Genomic DNA, 20796 nt, shown 5'->3' on the forward strand with positions numbered 1-20796 from the left:
CATGAAAATCGCCCTGGACCCCACCCCGTTCCACCACAGCCACAGCCTGCTGGAATTTCCGCGCGTGGCCGCCGATCTCGGTTACAAGTACCTGCAGCTGACTCCGCATGCGGACATGATCCCGTTCTACAACCACCCCAAAGCCGATGATGAGCTTGTGGCCCAGATGAACAAGGCCTGCAAGGATGCCGGCGTCGAAATCGCATCGGTGCTTCCCGTGCTGCGCTGGTCCGGCCCGGATGAGGATGCCCGCGAAGCAGCGGTCCGCTACTGGAAGCGTGCCATCCAGATTGCCGTGGACCTGGGCGTCAGCACCATGAACACCGAATTCAGCGGCCGCCCCGAAAAAGCCGAAGAATCCGAGCGCGCCTTCTACCGCTCCATGGAAGAGCTGCTGCCCATCATCGAGCGTGAAGGCCTGGATGTCCTGATCGACCCGCACCCGGACGACTTCGTCGAAGACGGCCTCGCCGCCATCCGCGTCATCCGCGGCATCAACTCGCCGAACATCGGCATGGTCTACGTGGCCTCGCACTCGTTCCACATGGGCAACAAGCCACTGGAGATCATGCGGGCCGCCGGGGACAGGCTCCGCCTGGTCCACGTCTCGGACACCATGGACCACCACGCCTCGCACGGCCTGCGCTACATCACCAACCCGCCCGGAAACGCCGTGCGCGTGCACCAGCACCTGAAGATCGGCGACGGCGACGTGAACTGGGACGAGTTCTTCGGCGGGCTCAAGGAAATCGGCTTCCTGGACAAGGACAACACCGTGATGGTGTCCAGTGTCTTCGCCGAAGACGACAACGCCGAGGACGTGTCCCGCTACCAGCTGGAGACGATGCGCAACTACGTCGCCCAGGCCAAGTAGTGGTGGGGAAGACGGACCAAAGCAACGGAACCATGACGAATCCCGGCACAGTCCAGTCCGACGCGCCCGGCAGCACCAAGCCGAACAACCCGGCCACGCCGGCCAACCCCACCAACCCCACCAAACCGGCCAACCCGAAGAAGTTCATGCGGAAGGTGGCGCTCTTCTCCACGTTCGGCGGACTCCTGTTCGGCTACGACACCGGCGTCATCAACGGCGCCTTGCCGTTTATGCAGCGTGACCTCGGACTGACGCCGCTCACCGAAGGGCTGGTCACGTCCACGCTCCTGTTCGGCGCTGCCTTCGGCGCCATCAGCGCAGGCCGGCTCTCGGACCGCTTCGGCCGGCGCAAGACCATCATGGGACTGGCCCTGATCTTCGTTGTGGCCACCATCGCCTGCACCCTCTCACCAAGCACTGAACTGCTCATCGCGGCGCGCACCCTGCTGGGCCTGGCCGTGGGCGGCGCCTCCGTAATTGTCCCCGTGTACCTCGCGGAAATGTCCCCGGCGGCCCAACGCGGCCGCATCGTCACGCAAAACGAGCTGATGATCGTCACCGGCCAGTTCCTGGCCTTCACCTTCAATGCGGTGCTCGGCAACGCCTTCCCCGAGGAAACGCACGTGTGGCGCTGGATGCTGGTCATCGCCACGCTCCCGGCAGTCATCCTGTGGTTCGGGATGCTGGTCCTGCCGGAGAGCCCCCGCTGGCTGGCGTCGGCCGGCCGCTTCGGGGCCGTCCTTGAGGTGCTGCGGTCCACCCGTGCCGCCGGCGACGTCTCGGAGGAGTTCGATGAGGTACGGCAGGCAGCCCGCGAGGACTACCAGGCCAGGATGGGCACGTTCAAGGACCTCACCGTTCCGTGGATCCGCAGGATCTTCGTGGTGGGCCTGGGCATGGCCATCATCAACCAGATCAGCGGCGTCAACGCCATCATGTACTACGGGACGTCCATCCTGTCCTCGTCCGGGTTCGGCGACCAGGGCGCCCTGATCGCCAACGTCCTCAACGGCGTCACGTCCGTGGCGGCTGTGATCGTCGGCATGTATCTGATGACGCGGGTGCCCCGCAAGCCCATGCTGATCGTGGGACTGTGCGGGACAGCCTCTTCCCTGACGGCCATCGCGCTCGTCTCCATGCTCCTGCCGGAGAGCACGTTGCGCGGCTACCTTGTGCTGCTGTTCATGGTGACGTTCCTGGCGTCCATGCAGGGCTGCATCGGCACCGTCACGTGGCTGACCATGTCCGAGATCTTCCCCATGCACGTCCGCGGCATCGCGATGGGCATCTGCGTCTTTGTGCTGTGGATGATCAACTTCCTGATCGGGTTCTTCTTCCCGCAAATGGTCTCCTGGATCGGGGTTTCGGCGACGTTCTTCATCTTCGTGGCACTGCAGCTGGGTGCCATTGTCTGGGTCAAGCGCGTCGTTCCGGAGACAAAGGACAAATCCCTGGAGGAGCTCGAGCACCTGTTCAAGCAGCGCTCAGGCGTGTCCGTCTAAGGGACGCAAAAACCAAGGTGACACGAGAACGCCCGACGCCGGCCCGGCGTCGGGCGTTTCTGCGTCCCCTTTTGGGGGACTTCTAGAGTGCGATCACCGCGCTCTCCAGCGAACTGCGGCGGGCCGCATCCAGCACCTCCAGCGTCCGGATTCCTTCCGCCGCCGGTACGGGTTCAGGGCCGTCGCCGCGGACCGCGCGGGCGAACTCGGTATAGAAGCCGGCATAGTTCCCCTGCGCCGAGGCAATGGCCTCGCGGCCGTACTTCGTGGACAGGGTGCCCCAGTTTTCGGCCGCGTCGATGCCCCACGTTGCCGGGTCCTCTACCGGACGGCGGCCCGACATCAGGGCGTCGGCCTGAACGTCGGCGCCGGAGGCGATGTAGCTGCCCCTGCTGCCGTAGGCCCGCAGCTCCCGGGTGGTGGAATGGTTGAGTTTGCTGGCGGACACCGTGGAGACGGTTCCCGACGCATGCGTCATGGTGACAACAAAGCCGCAGTCCGTCCGTTCGCCGAAACGGTCCGTCCAGTCCAGTGTCGCGTGCACGTGGCTCGCCGGTCCCAGCAGCCACAGCATCTGGTCAACCAGGTGGCTGCCCAGGTCCCGCAGGAGGCCGCCACTGGCACCAAGTTCAAGGCTGTCGGCGTTGTCCTGGTCCATGGTCGAATGCACCCGCCACGTCTCACCCAGTTCCCCTGAGGCCAGCACGTTGGCGAGCGTGAGGATATCCGCGTCGCGGCGCCGGTTGTGGTAGACGTTCAGGACAACGCCAGCCCGCGTGGCGGCCTCGGCGAGTTCCCGCGCAGCCTCCGCCGTGGGGGCAAAGGGCTTGTCGGCCACAACGTGCACGCCCGCTGCGATGGCTTCGATAACCAGGTCACGGCGGGTGTGCGGCGGCGTGGTCATGGTCACCGCGTCCACGCCGGCGTCGAGCAACTCGGCAAGGCTCCCATAAACAGGCAGCCCCGGGAAGTCCGCTTCTGCCTGAGCCCTTTTCGCTTCCGAACGGGCCACAATGCCCACCAGTTCCACTCCCTCGGCCGCCTCGATGAACGGGGCATGGAAGTACCTGCCGCCTGCTCCGTATCCGACGATGCCAATACGCATGTTTCGCTTCCTTCTGTCTTAGGGCCGGTCTCAGGGGACAGCAAGGGGGCGACGCATGTGCGCCGCCCCCTTGCTGTCTGTCACAGGCCTTTGCTGACTGGTTGGCTGACTAAGCCGTCAGGTTCAGCGAAGACCTGAGCGCAGCGTCAGCATCCCGCAGCACCTTGGCCGCCACCTGGAGGCCCTCGATCCGGCCCAAGGACGTGTCCTCGTGCTCGATGTTGACCAGCATCTCCGGGTCTACTTCGTGCAGGGCGCGGAGAAACTCCGTCCAGTAGGCGGTGTTATGCCCGCGGCCCAGGGCCACAAAGTCCCAGGCAGAGTTCTTGGGCCACTCGTTGGCCCACTCGTCGCCGCCGAGGTTGGTGCGGTTTTCCTCCGGCGCGAGCCGGCGGAAGCTGTTGTCCAGCACGCCGTAGAGCGCAGCGTTTTCGGTGTTGACGCGGACGTCTTTCGCCGCTGCCTGGAAGACGAGCGGCCCGAGTTCGCGCACCACGGCGACCGGATCCATCTGCTGCCAGAACAGGTGGGAGGCATCCAGTTCGACGCCGACATGCGTTGCCTTGGTCAGCTCGATCAGCTTGCGGACGTCGGCGGTGTTGAAGACGAGGTTCTGCGGGTGCAGTTCGAGGGCCACCTTGACGTCGTGGTCAGCCGCCAGGCGGTCGGTTTCCTTCCAGAATTCCGCAGCCACGCCCCATTGGTAGTCCAAGACGTCCAGTGCTGCGGAGTTCCAGGCGTTGACCACCCAGTTGACGGTGGTGGCTCCGGGCTCTCCGCCCGGCAGGCCGGACATGGTGACCACCCGGTCCTGGCCGAGGCGGCTGGCCAGCCGGATGGAGCGGCGGATATCCTCGGCGTGCTTCTCGCCGATCTCACGGTTGGGGTGCAGCGGGTTGCCGTTGCAGTTAAGGCCCGCGATGGAAACCCCGGTGCCCTCGAAGACCGCCAGGTAGTCATCGCGGGCGGCGTCGCTTTCCAGGATCTGGTCCATGGTGGGGACGTGCACCGCGGGGAGGAACCCGCCGGTGTTGATCTCGATGCCGGTGAGGCCGAGCTCGGCGATGACCTTCAGTGCTTCGGGAAGCGGCCGGTCGTGCAGGACCGCGTTGTACACGCCGAGCCTCATAGCGTGATCTTCTTTCCGTTGTTCAGGGCGGATTCGGCGACTGCGCCGAGCAGTTCCATGTTGCGCACGCCTTCGTCGAACGTGGCGCAGCGGGGGAGGGAGTCTTCTGCGCTGAGGCCTGCGACCTCTTCGAGGAAGGCGCGGGCCTGGTAGCCGAACGCGTCGTTCTGGCCGAAGCCGACTTCGGGTGCGTCCATGGCCAGGCCGCCGGCGATGTAGGGGTGGCCCGGGCCGAGGATGACCTGGCGGTACCCGTTCTCGTTGCCGGAGCCGTCGTTGAGGAACAGCTGGATTTCGGCGGGGCGGCGCTGGTCAAACTTGGCGGCACCGTTCTCGCAGAACACCTCGAACTGGAGGCTGTTGGCGTGGCCGGCTGCAACCCGCGAGACTTCAAAGCTGCCGGCGCCCGTGCCGAACTCGGCATTAAATGCTGCGTAGTCGTCGTTCTCGACGGCTTCGAAGGTATCGCTGACGGCAACGTGGTCGTGGCCCATCACGGCCGCGAGCGGCAGGGGCCGCTTGTCGATCACGGTGCTGAGGCTGCCGCCCGTGACCGACTTGATGTCGCCGCAGAGGAACTCGGAGATGTACGTCAGGTGGCTTCCCACGTCGGCCAGCGCACCGGATCCGGGGCCGCCCTTGTAGCGCCAGCTCATGGGAGCGGCGGGGCTGAAGCCGTAGTCGGTCCAGTAGCGGCCGCTGAAGTGCAGGACGTTGCCGAGCACGCCGTTGCGGATCAGGTCCCGGATGTACGCGATGCCGGGGGTACGGCGGAAGGTGAAGCCAATGCGGGCGATCGTGCCGCCGGCCTCAGCCACGCGGGCTACCTCGGCCATGGCGCGTGCGTCTGCCAGGGAGTCGCTCAGCGGCTTCTCGCACAAAACGTGCTTGCCGGCAGCGAGCAGGCCTTCCACGACTTCGCGGTGGAGCGAGTTGGCGATGACCACGCTGACGACGTCGATGTCATCGGCTTCGGCGATTGCCTGCCAGGACGTGTCGTTGCGCTCGTATCCGAAACGGCGGGCGGCCAATGAACCGAATTCGGCGTTGACATCGCCGATCGAGACCAGGCGCACCGGGGGAAGTACCGGGCTGTAGAGGGCAGACGCGGTGCGGTATGCAGCAGCGTGGGCCTTGCCGGCCATGCCTGCACCGATGACGGCGACGCCTAGGCTTTCAGCCATTGATTTCTCCTTTGAAATTCAGCCGTGGCGGGAAGCTCCAACGGCATTTTGTAGCGCTACAATTTAGTGCGTTGGAACTGAGCGTATCCATGTATGTATGTCCTGTCAATCACCTGCGGATATCCTCAAGGGCAGACACGAAAGGCACCCCGAATGACGTTGCACAGCCCCAAGACCCGACGCCCGACGATCTATGACGTGGCGAAGCAGGCGGGCGTCTCGCCGTCGTTGGTTTCACTCGTACTGCAGAATCCGGCGCGGGTGAGCGACAAGCGCCGGGAAGCTGTCCAGGCGGCAATTTTGGACCTCGGATACCGTCCCAGCCGTGCCGCCACCACGCTCGCCAGCAGCCGGACGAAGAGCATCGGGCTGGTGATCGACGACTACCGGAACCTGTGGTTCGTCGATCTGCTGCGGGGGATGGAATCTGCGCTGACCGAACATGGCTACCAGGTGATGCTGGCTGATTCCCGCCCCGGGGAGAACCGCATCCAGGAAGCTGCCGACGGTTTGCTTGCCATGCACGTTGACGGACTGGTGATAGCGGCCGAGCCAAGCGCGTCAATGCTGGCCGGGGCGGGGGTTCCGACGGTAGTGGCGGGGTGGCGCGCTGGCGTGCCGGCCGGCGCGGACCTGATCACCAACGACGACGACGGCGGCGGCGGTATGGCGGCCAGCCACCTTCTGGGGCTCGGCCACACCCGGATAGGCCACCTTTCCGGCTCCGGCGGTGCCGCAGCACACCGGCGCGCCGGCTTCCAAGCCCGGCTCCAGGAGTCCGGCGTCGAACCCCGGATTGTGGGGGAGCAGGGCGGCACGTCCGAGGAAGATGGCTACGCCTCGACGTGCTGGCTGCTGGACCACTTTCCGGACACCACCGCCATCTTCGCCGCCAACGACACCATGGCGTTGGGTGCCTTGGGCGCCATCAAGGCGCGCGGGCTTGCGGTCCCGGCGGACATCTCGGTGATCGGCTACGACAATTCAACCCTGGCCAAGTCGCGGTATCTGGAGCTGACCTCGGTGGACAACCGAAGTGACGTGGTGGGCGTGGATGTGGCAAAGGCGCTGCTGGCGCGCATTCACGACTCCTCGGTTGGCCCGCAACGCAGGCTGATCGAGCCCGCCCTGATTGTCCGCGGAACCACGGCGCGACCGGCACTTTAGGCGGCCACAGCAAGCTCCCCACGTCAAAACATCCTAATGTCAGGACAAACTATTGACATTCGTGAGTTGAATCACCATGATCGAGGTAGACAGTGCTCCGGCGGTTGCAGAGTGGCAGCCCGGAACCTGAGATCAAAGGAGATTAACGTGGCTAATTTTTCTTGGCGCAAGGCGGCTCTCGTTGCGGCAGTTGTGCCGATGATGGCGCTGAGCGCCTGCTCAAGCACCGGCGGCAAGCCCGCCGATACCGGCAATGCCGGCGGCGGACAGGTCGCCACAACGGATCGGATCAAGATTGCCTTGATCGCCCATGCCCCCGCCGGTGACACATTCTGGGACACCGTCCGCAAAGGCGCCGAGGAGGCTGCGGCGAAGGACAACGTCGAGCTGCTGTACACCTCCGATCCCGAAGCCGGCAGGCAGGCCCAGCTGATCGAGCAGGCCGTGGATCAGAAGGTGGACGGCATCGCCGTGACCCTGGCCACGCCTGAGGCTTTGAAGGGTGCGCTGAAGAAGGCCGCTGATGCGGGCATTCCGATTGTCAGCTTCAACGCCGGCGAATCGGCCTCCGCGCAGCTCGGAGCGTTCACCCACTTCGGTTCCAACGAGCAGCTCGCTGGCCAGGCCGTAGGCACAAGGCTCGCAGAGGGTGGATACAAGCACCCGGTCTGTGTGATCCAGGCGCAGGGACACGTGGGCCTCGAAGCCCGCTGTGCCGGTGTGAAGGCCAAGGTGCCCGGGACGGAAATTTTGTACGTCAACGGCGCCGACATGACGTCCGTTGAATCAACGGCAACCGCCAAGCTGCAGGCCTCAAAAGACGCTGACGTGATCATCGGCCTCGGTGCCCCGATCACGCTGACCCTCCTGAAGTCCGTTTCCACCGCCGGCAGCGCCGCCAAGGTTGCCAGCTTCGACCTGAACAAGGAACTGGCCCAAAAGGTCTCCGACGGCAGCGTGCTGTTCACCGTTGACCAGCAGCCGTGGCTGCAGGGCTACAGCGCCGTGGATGCGCTGTGGCAGAACAAGCGCGGCGGATTCAAGATCGGCGGCGGCCAGTCGGTCCTGACCGGCCCGGCAATCATCGACAAGTCCAACGCGGCCGAAGTCCTGAAGTTCGCCGAACAGGGTATCCGCTAAACAGCCCGCTGGCCGGGCCGGCCAACGCCGGCCCGGCAGCAAGGAGAATCATCATGACCATGACCCAGCCCAAGCTCAAATTACCGGCGATTGATGAACGCGTCGCCAAGCGCAGCCCGTTGCAGAAGCTCCTCAGCCGGCCCGAGGTCGGTGCCCTCGTGGGCGCAATCGTCCTTTTCGTCTTCTTCGCGTTTGTTTCCCCGACGTTTACCCAGCCCAACGCCCTGGCCACCATCCTGTATGGCAGCTCCACGATCGGGATCATGGCAGTGGGGGTGTCCCTGCTGATGATCGGCGGGGAGTTCGACCTTTCCACCGGTGTCGCCGTGATCTCGTCGGCGCTGACAGCGTCGATGTTCAGCTGGTACTTCAGCACAAATGTCTGGGTCGGCGTTGTCCTGGCGCTGCTGGTCTCCTTGGCCATCGGCTTCATCAACGGCTGGATCCTGATGAAGACCAAGCTGCCCAGCTTCATCGTCACCCTGGCCACCTTCCTGATGCTGACCGGCCTGAACCTTGGCCTGACCCGCTTGATCGGCGGCTCCGTGTCATCGCCGTCCATTTCTGTCATGGACGGCTTCGACTCCGCCCGCGCAGTGTTTGCCTCCTCCGTCACCATCGGCGGCATCGACGTCAAAATCACGGTCTTCATCTGGATCGCCCTCGTCGCCGTGGCCACCTGGGTGCTCATGCGGACCCGTGTGGGCAACTGGATCTTCGCCGTCGGCGGGGACGAGAACGCTGCCCGCGCCGTAGGCGTCCCGGTCAAGGGCACCAAAATCGGACTCTTTATGGGAGTGGGTTTCTGCGGCTGGATCCTGGGCATGCACAACCTCTTCGCCTTCGATACCGTGCAGTCCGGTGAAGGCGTGGGCAATGAGTTCCTCTACATCATCGCCGCGGTCATCGGCGGCTGCCTCCTCACCGGCGGCTACGGCTCGGCCATCGGTGGCGCGATCGGCGCGTTCATCTTCGGCATGGCCAACAAGGGCATCGTCTACGCGCAGTGGAACCCGGACTGGTTCAAGTTCTTCCTGGGCCTGATGCTGCTGCTGGCCACGATCGTCAACCTCATCGTCAAACGCCGCGCGGAACTCAAGTAAGGGGCCGGAGAAATGAATGCCAACGAAATCGACCAGCAAACGCTGCTCCAGAACGAAAAAGATCCCCTCACCCACACGCCCGTGCACCTGCTCTCCCTCGAGGGAGTAGGCAAGCATTACGGCAACATCATCGCCTTGTCCGACGTGACGATGGCCGTGGACAACGGCCGCGTCACCTGCGTGCTGGGCGACAACGGTGCCGGTAAGTCCACGCTGATCAAGATCATCGCCGGCCTGCACCAGCACGACGCCGGAGTCCTGAACATCATGGGCGAGGAACGGAAGTTCACCTCGCCCCGCGACGCCCTCGACGCCGGCATCGCCACGGTCTACCAGGACCTCGCGGTTGTCCCGCTGATGCCGATCTGGCGGAACTTCTTCCTCGGTTCCGAGCTGACCAGCGGCTTTGGCCCGTTCAAGAGCCTGGACGTCGAGAAGATGAAAGCCATCACGCTCAAGGAACTCGCCGAGATGGGCATCGACCTGCGCGATGTGGAGCAGCCCATCGGACAGCTCTCCGGCGGTGAACGCCAGTGTGTGGCGATCGCCCGGGCCGTGTACTTCGGCGCCAAGGTCCTGATCCTGGACGAGCCGACGGCGGCCCTCGGCGTCAAGCAGTCCGGCGTGGTGCTGCGCTACATCCTGCAGGCCCGCGACCGCGGCCTCGGGGTCATCTTCATCACCCACAACCCGCACCACGCCTTCCCCGTCGGGGACCGGTTCCTGCTGCTCAAGCGCGGCAAGTCGATCGGTTACTACGACAAGAAGGACATCTCCCTCGACGAGCTCACCGCCCAGATGGCCGGCGGCGCCGAACTCGCCGAACTGGCGCACGAGCTCGAACAGCTCGGCGGCCACAGCGAAGCCCTCAAGGAAGTCAAAGCCGAAGTGGCCGACGTCGCTGACGCCGTCCAGGCAGGCGCCCCAAGACACGCCTAGCCGCGCCGGCCCGAAGGGGCCCTCCGGCGGACTGCCGGCGGGCCCCAGCCTTGCCATGGGGCAGCCATCAAAACGACGTGCAGAATCACGATGGACAGGACAGGACCAACATGCCGATCCGGGTAGGCGTCATCGGCGCCGGAATCATGGGCGCCGACCACATCAGGAACCTCTCCACCACTATCGGCGGCGCGGAAGTCACCTTTGTGGCAGACCTCGACGCCGGCCGTGCCGCGGCCGCTGCACCTCCGGCCGCCCGCATCACCACCGATCCCTCCGAGCTGATCAACTCCAAGGAGGTGGACGCCGTCGTGGTTGCCTCCCACGACTCCACCCACGCCGGGCTGGTGCTTGAGTGCTTCGAGGCGATGACCCCGGTGTTGTGCGAAAAGCCGCTGGCACCCACACTCCTGGAAAGCCTCGAGGTGGTAGCGGCGGACGCCGACATTGTGGCCGCCACCGGCGCATCCCTGCTCTCACTTGGCTTTATGCGGCGCTTCGACCCCGGCTACGTGGCCCTGCGCCAATCCGTGCAGGACCGGAGCCAAGGTGAGCCCCTGATGGTCCACTGCACCAGCCGCAACGCAGCTGCGGGCCCCGGCACCACCTCGGAATCGGCCATCACGAACTCGGCCATCCATGAGCTGGACATCATCCCTTGGTTGCTGGACTCGCGCATCGTGGAGGTGTCATGGCAGGCCGGGCGGAGCTCACGCCATGCCGACGGCGGCCTGCAGGACCCGGCCTTTATGATGCTCCGCACCGCCGACGGGACGGTGACCACGCTGGAGCTGTTCCTGAACGCCCAGTACGGCTACACCACGCGCTGCGAGGTTGTCTCGGAACGTGGCACCACCGGCCTGAATGATTCCGCACTGCTGGGCGTCCAGCAGGCGGGCCTCAGCCAGACGGCAATACCCGCAGACTGGCGCCCCCGCTTCGCCGACGCGTACCGGCTCCAGCTGCAGGCCTGGATCTCAGCATTGGCCCAGGGGGAACAACCACCCTTGGCCGGGGCGCAGGACGGCCTGAACGCCTCGCTCGTGGCCCAGGCCATGATCCAGTCCCTGCACAGCGACGGCGCCTACACGAAAGTGAGCTACTCGTGAGCTTTTCCGCCCTGCCGGTTTCGCGCGTGCCCGGTCCGCGGGATGCCCCGGTGCTGCGCTGGGGGATCATGGGACCGGGCTGGATCGCCCAACGCTTCACCGAATCCGTCCAGGCGCATACGGACCAGGTGATCGCCGCCGTCGGGTCCCGTTCGCTGAGCCGGTCCAAGGCATTCGCGGACGCTTTCGACGTGCCCGCGGCCTACGGCAGCTACGAGGAGCTGGCAGCCGCCCCGGACATCGACATCGTCTACGTCTGCACGCCACACAACTTCCACCACCAGGCCGCGGTGCTCGCCCTCGACGCCGGCAAACACGTTCTGGTCGAGAAGCCGATCGGCCTCAACGCGGCGCAGGCCCGGGACATCGCCAAACGGGCTGAAGCCGCCGGGGTGTTCGCCGCCGAGGCCATGTGGAGTTTCTTCCTGCCCAAGTTCGACGTGATCCGGCAGATCCTCGACGCCGGGACCCTGGGCACCGTGACCACGGTTTTTGCCGAGTACGGCGAACACTTCGAACGCGGCCACAGGATCTTCGATCCCTGGCTGGCCGGCGGCCCGCTGCTGGACCTCGGCACGTACCCGCTGGCCCTGGTCACCGAGGTCCTGGGCCCGCCGGAAGAGCTGCACGCCATCGGCCAGCCCCACGAGTCCGGGGTCAACGCCCAGCTGTCCGCCATCATGCGGTTCGCCGGCGGCGCGCAGGCCGTGGTGAACACCCACCTGCATAACTTCACGCCCACTGCGGCCACGATCGTCGGTTCGAAGGCCACGCTGACCATCGACGGTCCCTTCAACATGCCCGGCGGCTTCGAGGTCCGCTTCCCGGACGGGGCCCGGGTGCGCCATGAGGAACCGCCCGGCGGCCACTTCGAGGGACTGCACTACGAAGCGGCGGCCGTGGCCCGTGCCGTGGCCGCCGGGCAGACACAGGCCGGCCAGCGGACGCTGGCAGCATCCATCCGCACCTTGGACGTGGCCGACGAGATCCGCCGCCAGCTGGGAGTCGTGTTCCCGGGCGAATCTGCGCTCCCCGACGAGGACGCGGCACGGCTCTGATTCATTTTTTGTTTGACAATCGAAAGGACGGGCCAATGGCCTACATCGAACAGCACTCCGCAGGACTCTCCGCACCCGTGAAGGTCGGGCTCATCGGCTCCGGCTGGATGGGGGCGTTCCACGCCGAAAGCATCGCCCGCCGCGTCCCCGGCGCCATCCTGGCGGCCATCGCCGACCCCAACGTGGAATCCGCGCAGGCCCTGGCCCAATCGCTGGGCACCGCAAAGGTCACTGCCGACGCCGCGGACATCCTGGCCGATCCCGAGATCGACGCCGTGGTCATCGCGAGCCCGGCCCGCTTCCACTCCGCCCTGATCACCCAGGCCGCCGCCGCGGGCAAGCACGTCTTCTGCGAGAAGCCCGCGGGCCAGGGCCTGGAAGAGCTCGACGCCGCGCTGGCCGCCGTCGAAAAAGCCGGGGTGCATTTCCAGATCGGCTTCAACCGGCGCTACGCGGATGACTTCCAGGCCGCCAAGAAAGACCTTGCGGCCGGCATCGCCGGCCAGCCGCAGCTCCTGCGCTCACTGACCCGCGATCCCGGCAACGGCAGCATCCCAAACGCGGCCAGGGTCCCCGCGTGGACGGTCTTCCTGGAAACCCTGATTCACGACTTCGACACCCTGAACTGGTTCAACGAAGGCGCCGAGCCGGTGGAGGTCTATGCCGTGGCCGACGCCCTCGTGGAACCGGAGCTGCGCGATCAGGGCTTCCTGGACACCGCGGTGGTGACCATCCGCTACAGCAACGGCGCCATCGCCGTGGCGGAAGCAAACTTCAGTGCCCTCTATGGCTACGACATCCGCGGCGAGGTCTTCGGTTCCAAGGGCATGGTCCAGGCCGGCCGGGCCACTGAGACGGCGGCCCGGCGCTACACGGCGGACGGATTGTCCGCGGATACGCCGCGCCTCAACGTGGAACTCTTCCGGCAGGCCTACACGGACGAACTCGCCGATTTCGCCGCCACGGTTCGTGCGCAGCGGGACGGAACACCGCCGCCGTCGGGCGCTTTCACCCTCACCCCCGGCGCCGCAGACGCCCGCCGCGCGCTGGCCATGGCGCTGGCGTGCATCGAATCGGTCAAGCAGGGCGGTCCGGTGGCTGTGGCTGCTGCCCCGGTGGCGCTTCGTGACGACGCCCGGGCGGGCGTCTGATGCGGCTGGCCGTCTGCGCGGAAATGGTCTTCACGGACCTGCCGTTTGTGGAACGGGTGCAGCGGATCCACGACGCCGGATTCGACGTCGAGATGTGGGACTCCAGGGGCAAGGACCTGGCCGCGCTCAAGGCCACCGGCGCGGTGTTCTCCTCCATGACCGGGTACACCTCCGGAAGCCTGGTGGACCCCGACACGGCCGACGACGTGGTGCGGACGGCCGAGTCGCTGATTCCCACGGCACTGGAGCTCGGCGTCAGCCGCATGGTGGTGCACTCCGCGGAGCTCATCGATGGCCAGGCGGCCCGCCCCCTCTACCGGTCCACCGGCCGCATGTGGAGCACCGGGGCGCGGACCCTGGAACGACTCGGCAACTTGGGGGAGAAGTACGGCGTGACGTTCTGCCTGGAGAACCTCAACACGATCCTGGACCACCCCGGCATCCCGCTCGCCCGCGCCAAGGACACCCTGGCGCTCGTGGAAGCAGCCGGGCACCCCAACGTGAAGCTCATGCTGGACCTGTACCACGCACAACTGGGCGAGGGGAACCTCATCGAGCTTGTGCGGACCGCCCTGCCGCACATCGGCGAAGTCCAGGTTGCCGACGTACCGGGCCGCTGCGAACCCGGAACCGGGGAGATCAATTACCGGGCCGTGGCCAGGGCGCTCGCGGAAGCAGGCTACGAGGGGACTGTGGGTATGGAAGCCTGGGCCAGCGGTGACGACGAGGAAGCCCTAGCGGCCTTCCGGGCGGCGTTCACCGTGCAGGACGCCACGGTGCAGGACGCCAGCGTCCGGATCGCCTCGGCATAGGCGTGCCGTTCAGGTGTGGCGTGCCGTTCAGGGGTGAGGGGCGGCGGTGCTGCCCCTCACTTCCAGCGTCGGCACCAACAGTTCGTCTGGGGGCAGCGTACTGCCTGGCTCCAGCCGTGCGATCAGGAGTTCGGCCGCCCGTTGCCCGGCGGCGAAACTGGCCGTGTCCACGGAAGTCAGGCTGATCCGGCGCAACCGCGCCAGCGGGGTGTTGTCGTAGCCGGCCACCGAAAGATCGGCAGGCACGGCGAGCCCGCATTCCTCGGCAGCCGAGAGGACCCCCAGCGCCGCCATGTCGTTGACAGCGAATACCGCTGTGGGCCGGTCGCCACCTGACAGCAGCTCGAGTGCGGCACGGTGGCCGCCCTCTTCGCTCAGGTCTCCCGGCACGGTCCGGATGAACTCCGCCAGGCCGGCGGCCCTCATCTCAGCCTCATACCCCCGACGGCGGGCAATCCCGACTGCGGTGGCCGGTGCCCCCACATGGGCGATGCGGCGGTGCCCCAGCGCAATCAGATGGGCCACCGCGAGGCGCGCCCCGGCGTCGTCGTTGTTGGTCACGACGGTGACGTTGGCACCCGGGCCGGTGGGCGCTCCCAGCGCGATGGTTGGCACCTGCAAGGCTGCTGCCGTCAGGCCGGGGCTCTCCGGCATGGTCCCCACGAGCACCAGGGCCTCGATGTTCATCTCCAGCAGCTTCTTCAGCAGGGATTCGCCGCTGCGGCTGTCCAGGCGGAAGTCGCCCATCAGCATCTGCAGGCCGCGCTCGTTGAGGGTGCTGTTGAGCCCTTCCACCGCGCTGACGAACCAGGGGTTCCGCATGTCGTTGAGTACCACGCCCACGGTGCGGCTCCGTGATTCGCCGAGGGCCCGGGCGGCCGCGTTCGGCCGGTAGCCGAGTTCCAGGACAGCATGCTCGACGGCGGTGCGCTTGGCCGCGCTGACGTAGCCCGTGCCACGCAGCACGAGGGACACCACCGACTTGGACACACCCGCGGCGGCGGCCACGTCCAGGATGGTGGCCGCGCGTTTCCGTTCGGGGGCAGTCACAGTGTCCTCCAGTTTGTTAATACAAAGTCTTGACTCCGTATGCGGATTCACCTACTCTAGCAAGACAATGATGGAACGTTCCAACATTGTTTGTCTGCCCGGATTCCGGGACCGCTACTGCATGCGAGGGAACTATGAAGGACGTCATTCTCGGTCTGGTCGGAGTGGGGCGCATCGGCGTGATGCACGCGAACAATATCGCCGCGCTCAACGGAGTTCTCAACCCGGAGGGCGTCAACGTCAGGCTCCTGCTCACCGACGTCGCCGAGGACCACGCCAAGGGCATTGCTGCCGGCCTCGGTGCCGGCTTCCTGCCCTCGGTGGAGGACCTCATCGCCGCCGGCGTGGACGGACTCGTCATCGCCACCGGAACCGGCACCCACCCCGACCTGATCAAGGCCGGCGTGGACGCCGGAATCCCTGTCTTCTGCGAAAAACCCGTGGCCATGAACGTGGCTGACGCCCTGCCCGTGCTGGACTACATCCGCGACAACAACGGCGTGGTGCAGATCGGCCACCAGCGCCGCTTTGACCACGGCTACCTCGAAGCCAAGCGTGCCTATCAGGCGGGCGAGCTGGGCTGGATCCACTCCCTGCGCGCGGTCACCTGCGACATGGCGCCGCCGCCCGTGGAGTTCCTCGCCAGTTCCGGCGGCCTGTTCCGCGACTGCTCCGTCCACGACTTCGACATCCTCCGCTGGCTGACCGGCCGCGAGATCGTGGAGGTCTACGCCAAGGGCTCCAACAACGGCGACCCGGCCATCGGCGCCGTGGGGGACGTGGATACGGCGCTGGCACTGATCACGTTCGACGACGGTACGGTCGGTACAGTGTCAGCCACCCGCTACAACGGGGCCGGCCACGACGTCCGCCTGGAAATCCAGGGTTCCAGCCGTTCGCTGATGGTTGGGCTCGATGAGCAAACGGCCATGGTGTCGGCCGAAGCCGGGATCGATTTCCCCGCCGGTGAGCCCCACCGGACCTTCGCAGAGCGCTTCGACCAGGCCTACCGGTCAGAAATGGCCGCGTTTGTGGAGCTGATCCTGGGCCGCCGGGAGAATCCCTGCACCCCGGAGGACGCCGTGGCCGCCTCCCGCGTGGCGGACGCCGCCCAGGAATCACTGGCAACGGGCGTCCCGGTCAGGGTGGCCATCAGCGTAGCCAGGTGAGCGTACCGCTGCCATGAAAAATGCCCCTCCGGAATCCGTTCCGGAGGGGCATTTTTCTTGATCTCTACGCGCCGAACGGCAGCCGGGGATCGATGTCCTGGCCGTCCCAGCTTTGCCGGACCCAGCCGTGGTGCGGGTCGTCGCTGATGAGCCATTCACGGACGGGACCGGGGCCGGCCATCACGTTGAGGTAGTACAGGTCGTAGCCCGGGGCCGCCATGGCGGGGCCGTGCCAACCGTAGGGGACCAGCACAACGTCGCCCGTGCGGACCTCGGCCGCCACGTCGATGGGACGCTCATCCGAGGCGTAGACGCGCTGGTAGCCGATGGCGTCGGCGTCGGCGGGTGCCCCGGAACCGGCGGCCACCTGCGTCTCGAAGTAATAGATCTCCTCGAGGTTCGTTTCGCCGTCCTTTTCCTCATCGTGCTTGTGCGGCGGGTAGGAGGACCAGTTTCCGGCGGGGGTGAGGACTTCGCACACGATGAAACGGTCAGCTTCGAGGGCCGCAGGCGTGCCGAAGTTGTGGACCTGGCGTGAGCAGTTGCCTGCCCCACGCAGTTCCACGGGTGTCTCCGCCGCCGTGACCAGGCGCGTGGGGTAGGAGGCCTTGGCCGGAGCCGTGGCGACCGCCACCCGACCGCCGTCGGACGAGCTGATGGTGACGGTCCGGCCCGTGCCCGAGTACAGCACGTCGCTGGGGCCGTGGAACACGGACGCCCGGCCCGCCAGGACATAGTCTTCACCGTCCACAGAGACGGTGAAGGAGCCGTTGAGCGGGACTACAATGCGTTCCTCGTCCGCTGCGGGGAGCACGACGGCGGCACCTGCAGTTAAGGTGGCCACCTTCAGGCCCGTATGGGCCCAGCCGTCCACGGTCCGGGTTGAATCGGAGGTTCCGAGCGAAATGTCCCAACCGCCGTCGGCGGCGCTGCCCAGGGGGTAGACCCAGTTAGTCATAGATGTTCCTTGCGCTATCGCTGTACGAGTGTCATTTCAAAGCTGTATGAATCCGCCCGGTACACGTGGTGTCCGGTTTCCACCCGGCGGCCGGCGTCGTCCGTTGCGGTGCGCTCCATGGTGACCAGGGCGGAATTGACCTCGGCCTCCAGCAGGCGGGCCTGGTAGTCGTTGGCGATCATCGCGCCGATCCGTTGCGAGGCCAGGCGGAAGTTCACACCGCCGCGGCGGAGAATGGCGTAAAGCCCCTCAGCGGCCAGCATGGCTTCGTCCATGGTGGCGATGTCGTCCCGGACCCAGTTCTCCATCAGGGCCAGGGGCTTGCCGCCCACTTTGCGCAGGCGGGTGAAGTGGTACACCTTGGAGCCGGCTGGCAGTTCGAGGGTGGCGAGCGTCGCAGCGTCGGCCTCCATGTGGGAGAAGGTCAGCACCTGGGTGGTGGGCTTCTTGCCGTTGTTGGAGAGGTCATCAAACAGGCTGGAGAGCTCCAGGGGGCGGCGGACCTGGCTGGAGACCACCTGGGTGCCCACGCCGCGCTTGCGGACCAGCAGCCCCGAGCGGACCAGCTCGTCCATGGCTTTGCGCATGGTGGGCCGGGAGAGGTTCAGCTGGGCCGCGAGATCGATTTCGTTTTCCAGCCGGCTGCCGGGTTCCAGGATTCCGCTGTGGATGGCGGCCTCGATGCCCTGTACCACCTGGTGGTACAGGGGTACGGGCGAGGAGCGGTCGATGATGAGACCAAGTTGATTCGCCACTGGATATTCCTCGTTCCATGCCGGAAGCTGGTGCCCGCCCGAGGCCCGGGAGGGAATCCATGTCCTACTATGTTCGCTTGATAGGACATACTGCCTTTGTTGATAATATCAGCCGAACTTTGGCGGTCAAGGCTACGGCCCGCTTTGGCATGGAAATGACCTGAGAGGCCGCTTTAGCGGGCGGTGAAGCTGGCGGGGGTCCCGGTCCGTACGGCGGCTTCTGTAATGTGGATGGCACCCGGAGTACGGGGCAAGACTAAAGGTGGGAAGCACGATGGGCCGCAGGACACTTGTTGACGACCTTGTCGACGGCCTGCTCGAAGACATCCTGGACGGCAAACTGCAGCCCCATGTAGCCTTACCGCCCGAAGCCGACATCGCCAAAGCCTACGACGTCAGCCGCCTCACGGTGCGCGAGGCACTCAAGGCCCTGCGGGCACAGAACATCCTCTACGTTAAAGCCGGCCGCGGGACCTTCGTCAACCCGACCGACAACTGGACCGGCCTGGACGCGATCTTCAAGGCCGCTTCGCACGACAATGGGGCGGAGCAGGTCGCAGTGGGGTTGATCGAGATGCGGCGCATGGTGGAAACCGGGGCGGCTGCGCTCGCGGCCAAACGCCATACACCCGAGCATGCGCAGCAGATGCGCGAGTGCATTGCGGACATGCAGCGCTTCCATGATTCCGGCGACCTCGATGGCTTCGTGGCGGCAGACATCGCCTTCCACGACGCAGTGTTGAAGGCTTCCGGCAATCCATTTGTCCGGGCGCTGTTCGCGCAGCTGGGTCAGCTCCTTTACGTAAAACGGCGTGAAACGTCCGCCGTCGAAGAGATCCAACTGCACGCCATTGAGTACCACCAAAAGGTCATGGAAAGCATCCTCAGCGGCGAGGCCGAGCTGGCCCGCCGCACCATGGACGAGCATATGGACCAGACATACCGGGACTACGAACGCTACGTGCACCACGCAGCATCCTGACGTTGCAGCCCGCACCAAGCAGGTCTTGACGTAATCCGCATCACTAATCTATGCTTTTTCTCAGTTGTTCGATCAGATGTCTGACATCTGACTCAATCGCATTGATCCCGTTCCCCTTTTGGACTGGGCCTCCCAAGATATCCGCACGGATTCCCGCCACCACGGCCGGTGCCGGACTCCGTTAGACAGAAGGTCGAAGATGACTTCACTCTCCTTAAAATCCGCAGGGCTCGGCGAGCTTGGCGAGCGCACGCTCCGCAAGGTCCGCCGCCGGGTTATGCCACTGATCGTCCTGCTCTATTTCGTTGCCTACCTTGACCGCAACAACGTGGGCTTCGCCAAGCTCACCATGAGCGAGGACATCGGCCTGAATGCCGCAGCTTACGGGCTCGGCGCCGGCATCTTCTTCCTCGGCTATGCGCTCCTCGAGGTGCCAAGCAACGCTGGCATGTACCGGTTCGGCGCACGCAAGTGGCTGGCCCGGATCCTTATTACGTGGGGCATCTTCGCCACGGCCATGTGCCTGGTGAACGGTGAAACCACCTACTACATCATCCGTTTCCTGTTGGGGGCGGCAGAGGCTGGATTCTTCCCGGCCATCCTTTTCTACCTGACGCTGTGGTTCCCCGCCGCTCAGCGCGTCACGGTACTGGGCATCTTCATCCTCGCCCAGCCCATCTCCAACGCCCTCGGCGCCCCGGTCTCCGGACTGCTGCTCCAGATGGACGGCGTCATGGGCCTGCAGGGCTGGCAGTGGCTGTACATCATCGAAGGTATCCCGGCCATCATCCTGGGCTTGCTTACCCCCATCCTCATGACCGACCGCCCGCGGGATGCCAAGTGGCTCAACCCGGACGAGCGCGAATGGCTTGCCACCACCATGGACAAGGAGTTGGCCGTCAAGTCCAGTTCCGGCAGCCACAACTTCCTATCCGGCCTCAAGGACAAGCGCACCCTGACCTACTCGGCCCTGTACTTCGGCCTGGTCTGCGGCATCTACGGACTGGGTCTCTGGATGCCCACCATCGTCGCCGCCTTGGGCAAGTTCTCCACCGCCCAGGTCGGGTTCATCGTCCTCATTCCCTACTCCGTGGCTGCAGTCTTTGTGTACTTCTGGAGCAGGCGTGCGGACAAAACCGGAAAGCGGGCCTGGCACAGTGCGGTCAGCATGGTCCTTGCCGGCATGGGCCTCCTTGCTGCAGGCTACATGCTCCCGGTCAACCCCATACTGGCCCTCATTGCCCTGACCGCCGCGGCCATGGGTATCTACGGCGCCATCGCGCCGTTCCTGTCCATGCCGTCCGCGGCGCTCACCGGGGCAGCTGCTGCTTCCGGCCTTGCCCTGATCAACTCACTGGGTAACCTCGGCGGTTTTGTGGCCCCGTACGCTGTCGGCCTGCTGAACGACGCCACGGGCAACAACCAGAGCGGCCTGCTGTTCCTGTCCTTCTGCCTCTGCGTCACGGCGGTTGCCACCTACCTTTACGCACGCAAGCGCCCCGAAGGCGATGCCGCGCTGGATCCCGCAGTTGCCGCGACTGCCGCTGTGGCCCCTGATTCCGCGCACCCCGCCAAAATCTCCTGATCTCGAAACCCCTGAAGGAAAACC

19 protein-coding genes are annotated in these 20796 nt (G+C 65.7%); 13 read left to right on the top strand and 6 right to left on the bottom strand.

Features of this window, described 5'->3' with window-relative positions; all coding sequences use genetic code 11:
- Window position 1 precedes the first annotated feature (1 nt).
- Both V6M49_RS08210 and V6M49_RS08215 read left to right on the top strand, forming a co-directional pair.
- Window positions 2-874 carry a sugar phosphate isomerase/epimerase family protein gene (locus V6M49_RS08210; protein WP_056346707.1) on the top strand — a complete coding sequence of 291 codons (873 nt, stop codon included), beginning with the start codon at window positions 2-4 and terminating at the stop codon, window positions 872-874.
- Window positions 875-906: 32 nt separating this feature from the next.
- Window positions 907-2376, top strand: a complete 1470-nt coding sequence (locus V6M49_RS08215; RefSeq protein WP_332760818.1) for a sugar porter family MFS transporter — start codon at window positions 907-909, stop codon at window positions 2374-2376.
- An 82-nt stretch (window positions 2377-2458) separates the two neighbouring features.
- Here V6M49_RS08215 and V6M49_RS08220 read toward each other — a convergent pair whose 3' ends face one another.
- The 3 genes from V6M49_RS08220 to V6M49_RS08230 all read right to left on the bottom strand — a co-directional run bounded on the left by V6M49_RS08220 (window position 2459) and on the right by V6M49_RS08230 (window position 5794).
- Window positions 2459-3481, bottom strand: a complete 1023-nt coding sequence (locus V6M49_RS08220) for a Gfo/Idh/MocA family protein (protein WP_332760819.1) — start codon at window positions 3479-3481, stop codon at window positions 2459-2461.
- 109 nt (window positions 3482-3590) lie between these two features.
- Window positions 3591-4610 (bottom strand): sugar phosphate isomerase/epimerase family protein, encoded by a 1020-nt coding sequence (locus V6M49_RS08225; protein WP_332760820.1) that lies wholly within the window; start codon window positions 4608-4610, stop codon window positions 3591-3593.
- Entirely contained in the window at window positions 4607-5794 is a 1188-nt protein-coding gene (locus V6M49_RS08230) for a Gfo/Idh/MocA family protein (protein ID WP_332760821.1), read from the bottom strand. Before V6M49_RS08230 ends, V6M49_RS08225 begins: the two co-directional genes overlap by 4 nt.
- A 153-nt stretch (window positions 5795-5947) precedes the next feature.
- Here V6M49_RS08230 and V6M49_RS08235 point away from each other — a divergent pair, with 153 nt between their 5' ends.
- The 8 genes from V6M49_RS08235 (at window position 5948) to V6M49_RS08270 (ending at window position 14273) form a co-directional block, all read left to right on the top strand.
- On the top strand, window positions 5948-6961 hold the full coding sequence (locus tag V6M49_RS08235; protein ID WP_332760822.1) for a LacI family DNA-binding transcriptional regulator: 1014 nt from the start codon (window positions 5948-5950) through the stop codon (window positions 6959-6961).
- 147 nt (window positions 6962-7108) lie between these two features.
- The gene (locus V6M49_RS08240) at window positions 7109-8101 is read left to right on the top strand and encodes a substrate-binding domain-containing protein (RefSeq protein WP_246848715.1); all 993 of its coding nucleotides are present in this window, start codon (window positions 7109-7111) and stop codon (window positions 8099-8101) included.
- 53 nt (window positions 8102-8154) lie between these two features.
- Entirely contained in the window at window positions 8155-9204 is a 1050-nt protein-coding gene (locus V6M49_RS08245) for an ABC transporter permease (protein ID WP_141139598.1), read from the top strand.
- Window positions 9205-9216: 12 nt separating this feature from the next.
- A complete protein-coding gene (locus V6M49_RS08250) occupies window positions 9217-10143 on the top strand; it encodes an ATP-binding cassette domain-containing protein (protein ID WP_141139599.1) in 927 nt (308 codons plus the stop codon).
- A gap of 110 nt (window positions 10144-10253) precedes the next feature.
- Window positions 10254-11252 carry a Gfo/Idh/MocA family oxidoreductase gene (locus tag V6M49_RS08255; RefSeq protein ID WP_332760842.1) on the top strand — a complete coding sequence of 333 codons (999 nt, stop codon included), beginning with the start codon at window positions 10254-10256 and terminating at the stop codon, window positions 11250-11252.
- Window positions 11249-12310, top strand: coding sequence for a Gfo/Idh/MocA family protein (locus tag V6M49_RS08260; RefSeq protein ID WP_332760823.1), 1062 nt, complete (start codon window positions 11249-11251; stop codon window positions 12308-12310). Before V6M49_RS08255 ends, V6M49_RS08260 begins: the two co-directional genes overlap by 4 nt.
- A gap of 35 nt (window positions 12311-12345) precedes the next feature.
- Window positions 12346-13461 carry a Gfo/Idh/MocA family oxidoreductase gene (locus V6M49_RS08265; protein ID WP_332760824.1) on the top strand — a complete coding sequence of 372 codons (1116 nt, stop codon included), beginning with the start codon at window positions 12346-12348 and terminating at the stop codon, window positions 13459-13461.
- Complete coding sequence (locus V6M49_RS08270) at window positions 13461-14273, top strand: TIM barrel protein (protein ID WP_141139602.1); 813 nt, start codon at window positions 13461-13463, stop codon at window positions 14271-14273. The genes V6M49_RS08265 and V6M49_RS08270 overlap by 1 nt, the downstream gene beginning before the upstream one ends.
- A gap of 27 nt (window positions 14274-14300) precedes the next feature.
- On the opposite strand, the gene V6M49_RS08275 is transcribed toward V6M49_RS08270, so the two are convergent.
- Window positions 14301-15323, bottom strand: coding sequence for a LacI family DNA-binding transcriptional regulator (locus V6M49_RS08275; RefSeq protein WP_332760825.1), 1023 nt, complete (start codon window positions 15321-15323; stop codon window positions 14301-14303).
- A 134-nt stretch (window positions 15324-15457) separates the two neighbouring features.
- Between V6M49_RS08275 and V6M49_RS08280 the strand changes: the two genes are divergently transcribed.
- Window positions 15458-16492: a Gfo/Idh/MocA family oxidoreductase gene (locus tag V6M49_RS08280; protein WP_141139604.1), complete on the top strand. Its 1035-nt coding sequence runs from the start codon at window positions 15458-15460 to the stop codon at window positions 16490-16492.
- 64 nt (window positions 16493-16556) lie between these two features.
- Here the strand turns inward: V6M49_RS08280 and iolB are convergent, their stop codons facing one another.
- Window positions 16557-17450 carry a 5-deoxy-glucuronate isomerase gene (gene iolB / locus V6M49_RS08285; RefSeq protein ID WP_141139605.1) on the bottom strand — a complete coding sequence of 298 codons (894 nt, stop codon included), beginning with the start codon at window positions 17448-17450 and terminating at the stop codon, window positions 16557-16559.
- Between the two features lie 14 nt (window positions 17451-17464).
- Window positions 17465-18205, bottom strand: a complete 741-nt coding sequence (locus V6M49_RS08290; RefSeq protein ID WP_141139606.1) for a GntR family transcriptional regulator — start codon at window positions 18203-18205, stop codon at window positions 17465-17467.
- A 274-nt stretch (window positions 18206-18479) separates the two neighbouring features.
- On the opposite strand from V6M49_RS08290, the gene V6M49_RS08295 reads away from it, so the two are divergent.
- Together V6M49_RS08295 and V6M49_RS08300 are read left to right on the top strand one after the other, a co-directional pair.
- Window positions 18480-19187 carry a FadR/GntR family transcriptional regulator gene (locus tag V6M49_RS08295; RefSeq protein WP_141139607.1) on the top strand — a complete coding sequence of 236 codons (708 nt, stop codon included), beginning with the start codon at window positions 18480-18482 and terminating at the stop codon, window positions 19185-19187.
- 199 nt (window positions 19188-19386) lie between these two features.
- Window positions 19387-20772: an MFS transporter gene (locus V6M49_RS08300; protein ID WP_332760826.1), complete on the top strand. Its 1386-nt coding sequence runs from the start codon at window positions 19387-19389 to the stop codon at window positions 20770-20772.
- The last annotated feature ends 24 nt before the right edge of the window (window positions 20773-20796 follow it).

Source organism: Pseudarthrobacter sp., assembly GCF_036675385.1.
Classification (GTDB): Bacteria; Actinomycetota; Actinomycetes; order Actinomycetales; family Micrococcaceae; genus Arthrobacter.